Origin of the sequence: Streptomyces milbemycinicus, from assembly GCF_002154605.1 — a bacterium.
In the GTDB taxonomy this organism is placed as follows: Bacteria; Actinomycetota; Actinomycetes; order Streptomycetales; family Streptomycetaceae; genus Streptomyces; species Streptomyces milbemycinicus.
In genome coordinates this window covers 1-4529 of the sequence record NZ_MUNE01000701.1, presented here as the reverse complement: position 1 = coordinate 4529, position 4529 = coordinate 1, and the positions used below count along the sequence as shown (strand labels likewise).

At 72.8% G+C, this 4529-nt stretch carries 3 protein-coding genes and 1 pseudogene; all 4 read right to left on the bottom strand.

Annotated elements, in window-relative coordinates:
- Nucleotides 1-216: 216 nt before the first annotated feature.
- Nucleotides 217-318, bottom strand: a pseudogene (locus tag CCN51_RS58505) (FHA domain-containing protein); the annotation flags it as partial.
- A gap of 71 nt (nt 319-389) precedes the next feature.
- Nucleotides 390-1799 (bottom strand): VWA domain-containing protein, encoded by a 1410-nt coding sequence (locus CCN51_RS43375; RefSeq protein WP_014179633.1) that lies wholly within the window; start codon nt 1797-1799, stop codon nt 390-392.
- 63 nt (nt 1800-1862) lie between these two features.
- Nucleotides 1863-3269, bottom strand: coding sequence for a protein phosphatase 2C domain-containing protein (locus tag CCN51_RS43370; protein WP_014179634.1), 1407 nt, complete (start codon nt 3267-3269; stop codon nt 1863-1865).
- A 3-nt stretch (nt 3270-3272) separates the two neighbouring features.
- Nucleotides 3273-4529 (bottom strand): tetratricopeptide repeat protein (locus CCN51_RS43365; RefSeq protein WP_143676082.1); only part of this gene is annotated, 1257 nt, incomplete at its 5' end.

The window sequence follows — 4529 nt, the reverse complement described above, 5'->3', positions numbered from 1 at the left end:
AAGCGAAGGTGGCGGAGGCGGATGAGATGACCCTCGAAACGCGCTCCACCAAGACAGTTCGCGTCAAAAGGTAACAAGAAGTAACGCGACAAACACGCAAAACGGCAGTAAGCGCCGAGAACGGCACAAGAGGGGGAACACCGACATGCCGACCTGCCCTAACGGCCACCAATCAGCGGCCGACGACTGGTGCGAGGTGTGTGGCCACCGGATGTCGGGGACGGCGCCCGTGGGCATGGGCGTCCCCGACATCCGGTGGCCACACACCTCGCACCAGTCGTCGGCCGCTGATTGGTGGCCGTTAGGGCAGGTCGGCATGTCGGTGTTCCCCCTCTTGTGCCGTTCTCGGCGCTTACTGCCGTTTTGCGTGTTTGTCGCGTTACTTCTTGTTACCTTTTGACGCGAACTGTCTTGGTGGAGCGCGTTTCGAGGGTCATCTCATCCGCCTCCGCGACCTTCGCTTTCAGTCGCACAGTACCTGTCGCCACATCGACGACGTCCACCACCTTCGCAAGCAGTTTCGCCGTGTCTTCGTTCCCCGAGGCGTTCGCCAGCTGGACGGCACGCCCCAGCTTGGCCGTTGCTCCGTCGGTATCGCCCGCTTTGCGGGCATCTAGGCCCTGTTGGATGGCCTGTGCCAGTTCTGCCTGGCCCGTATAGTGCGCGACCTGCGGATTTATCGCGGTGGAGGCGACCATGTCCTCCGTCCATACGGCCCGCACCAACCCCTGGGCGAGCGTGGCCGGGAGCCCGGCGTGCTGCGGATCGTGCTGCGGCAGTACGAGGGAGACGCGGGCGGCCAGCATCTCCTGCCCGACGTCGGCCGCGGGCACCCGCACACACAGGTGGTAGTCGCGGGACTCGTCGCCCCAGGAGCCCGTCGGATAGTCGCCGGCCCGCGCTCCGGCCTCGGTGCGCCGGTCGGTCAGGTCCTCGACCGCGGGCGCCACCTGCTTGACGAACGCCACCTCGGCGCCCACCGGGGTCCACACCCGCAGGGCCACGTCCGCGATCTCCTTGCCCATCGCGGCGTCCATCATGCGCGTGAAGTCCGCGGCCAGATTGGAGGGGTCTGCCACGATATCGGCCGTGCCGAGCAGTGCGGAGGCGATGCCGGTGACCTCCTTGACCTCCCAGTCGGTGCCCACCCCGCGCGCATCGCAGGTGAAGCGGCCCGCACACGCCTCCAGCGCGGCCCGCAACTCCCCCGGCTCCTCGTGCTCGTTGCGGCCGTCGGTCAGCAGGATGCCGTGCCGGATCGGCGCGTCGGCCGATGCCAGCAGGCGGTCGGCGAGGCGCAGCCAGGTGCCGATCGCCGTGCCGCCGTCGGCGCTCAGTCTGCGCAGCGCGTCCTTGGCCCGGGCCCGGGTGGCCGGGTCGGCGGTCGCCAGCCGGCCCTCGCCCGGGAAGATCTCCGCCGCCTTGTGGGTGCCGGCGACCACGGCGAAGGCGACGCTGTCGCGGATGGCATCGATCGCGGCGGCGGTCGCGTCCCGCGCGTTGCGCATCTTCTCCGGCGGATAGTCCATGGAGCCGGAGCAGTCGACCATGATGACCACGGCCGCGCCGCCGCTCTGGTCCCGGGCCGCGCCGCCGCCCTGGTCCCGCGGCGGGCCGCCCTGGCCCCGGGGCGGGGCGGGCGCCGGGATCGCCGGGATGGGCATCCCCCCGGTGGTGCCGCCGCCGGTGGAGGTGACCGTGACGATCGCGTTCACCTCGCGGCCGCCCTCGGGAAGGTACTCGTTCTGGTAGACCTCGACCGAGAACCGCGGCACGGTGGACTTGGCGAAGTTGGCCATCAGATCCGCTCCTTGGGCTTCAACCGCTCCTGGGCTCAGACCGCTCCTCAGGCCGTCCGGAGATCAGCCGGATCCTGCCCCGCCCGGCTCGGCGGGGAACGGCAGTACGGCCACTGTTACGTTGTCGTGGCCCCCGCCCTCCAGGGCGTGGCCGACCAAAACGCGCGCGCTGTGCATCGGCCGGGCGTGGGCGTCCTGCGGCAGCGCGCGGGCCATCTCCTGCGCCGATTCCGCGTAGTTCCACAGGCCGTCGGTGCACACCACCACCACACCCGGCTGGTCCGGCTTGTAGGACGCGGTGTGCGGCTCCAACTCATAGGCGTCCGCGCCGAGCCAGCCGGTGATGGCATGGGCCCGCTCGTCCGCGTACGCCTCCGCCTCGGACATCAGACCGGCCGCCACCATCTGGGCCGCCCACGAGTCGTCCTCAGTGAGCCGGGCGGGCGACGCCGAACGGTCGTCGGGCACCCAGTAGGCGCGGCTGTCGCCGATCCAGCCGACGGTCAGGATGCCGGAGGTGACCACCGCGCTGACGATGGTGCAGGCCGGCGCGTTCTGCTGGCGCTGGTGGGCCTCATCGTGCCGGCCGGTCGGGCCGGCCTCCGCCGCCAGGGAGTTCACGGCCTCGGCGGCGGCGACGATCGCCTCGTTCATGGCCGTCTGGGGATGGGCGCCACGGGGGAGCGCGGCAAGCAGCGACTGGCCCGCGGCGCGGGCGGCGGCCGCGGACGCGTCGTCGGGGCGGGTCGCCGAGGAGACCCCGTCGCAGACGACCGCGAGCACGGCCGGTGAGCCGTCGGGCAGCGCGGCGGCGGACACGGCGAACGCGTCCTCGTTGCGATGGTGGCGCAGACCGCGGTCGCTGGCCGCCGCGACGCCCGCCAACTCCCGCTCCATGTGGTCACGTTCCCGTGGCTGGGCGTGGCCGCAGGAGTCGCAGTATCCGTCCTGGTCGATGGTGCCCTCCCGGCACGCGGCGCACAGGCGGCGGCCGCTGCTCGCGTCAGTGTTCGTTCCAATGCCCGGCGTGCCCGGCGTGCCCGGCGTACCGGCAGGCGTGTCGGGGGCCGGTTGCTCCCCGGCAGCCGCCGCGGACCTCGGGTCGGCCGTCGACACGTCCCGTACGTCCGGCACGTCCGGCACGTCCGGCACGTCCGGCGCGGCCGGTACGTCCCAGGCGCAGGCGCCCGGGACATCCGAGGCCGCCGGGACATCCGGGCCCGCCAGGGCCGACGCGGCAGCCGGGGGCGCCGGGGCAGGGGCCGGGAGCGGATAGTCCTCCGGCTCCTGCCGCCCGGCCCGCGCCGCTCCGTTCACCGGAGGCGCCGGGCGGTCCGCGGCCACGGCGGCATCCGGCGCGGCCGACGCCAGGTCGGCCCCGCACACGCCGCAGAAGTTGTCACCCGACTCCAGCGGCTCTTCACAGGTCGGGCAGGCTGCCACTCCAGGCAGCTGCGGCATCTGCGACATCGATCACACCCACGTCCTGGGGCGGAAACGGTTGGCCCGCTCCACCAGTTCGATCCTTTCCTCGCCGCGCTGCGCAAGCCTGGCGAGCACCCGATACGAGCGTTCCAAGCCGAAGCGCAGTCCCCGCTCGTCCAGACTGCTGCTGAGCAGAGACGGCCGGGCGCCGCCCGGCGGCGCGCCGCTGCTGCCGGACAGTACCCAATCCAGGGCGCTGCCCAGTACTTCCGTGCACAGCCGCTCGTACCGCACCGCGTCCAGGCCCAAGTGGCCCAGCCGCTCGACCTGTTGGGCCGCGGCCGTCAGATCGGCCAGCAGCGGCTCATGTGCGGCGCGCTGCCGCAGCCGGGCCCGCACCGCCGCGACCCGGGCCGCCGTGTAGTGAATGGACGACTCCGGTACGGACTCGAGAGCGGCCACCGCCCCCGCGCGGTCCCCGGCGTACAGCAGCACCCGGGCGAGCCCGAAGGCGGCGCTCACATGATTCGGGTCGGTCGTCCACACCAGCCGGTAGTACTCCGCCGCATTGTCCAACTGGCCGAGCACCTCCGCGCACACACCGAGCGCCAGCTTCGGCGCGGGCTCGCCGGGAAACGCGTCGTAGACGGCGTCGAAGGACAGGGCCGCGGTCTCGTTGTCCCCGGTCGCCAGCGCGTGCAGGCCCCGATACCAGACGATCCGCCAGTCGTCGGGATGGCCGGCCTCCAGACCGTCCAGCGCGATCCCCGCCTCCCGTGCGTGGCCCAACTCCAACTGGGCGCGGATACGGCGCAGCCGCAGCTCCAGCGAATCGGCGGGGGCCGCCCGCAGTGCCGCGTGCAGCTCGGTCGGGGCGGAGGCCAGCAGCCCGGCGAGAAACCCGGCGTTGGCGTCGTCCGGATCCACCAGCGGCACCGGCAGCGCCAGGGCGGTGGCGCGGGTGTCCAGCGGCGCGATCGCGGGCAGCGGCAGGGCGAGCACACCCTGCGGGCGGGGCGGCGCGGCGGCCGCCCGGCCCCGGCCGGCGCGGGCCCCGAGCGCCGACGCGTCCTGCCCCTGCTCGGCGAACAACAGCGTGTCCACCACGCGCGGCTCCGGCCCGAACAGCGTCGACAGCGCCGGCCGGGGCCGCCCCGTCTGCAGCGCCACGACCTCCCGCAACACACCCGTCAGCTGATCGGCCATCTCCTGCGCCGATCCGAACCGGCGGTTCGGATCGGGGTCGGTGGCCCGCACCAGCAGCCGGTAGAACGACTCGTAGCGCTGGAAGACCTCGATGTTCCC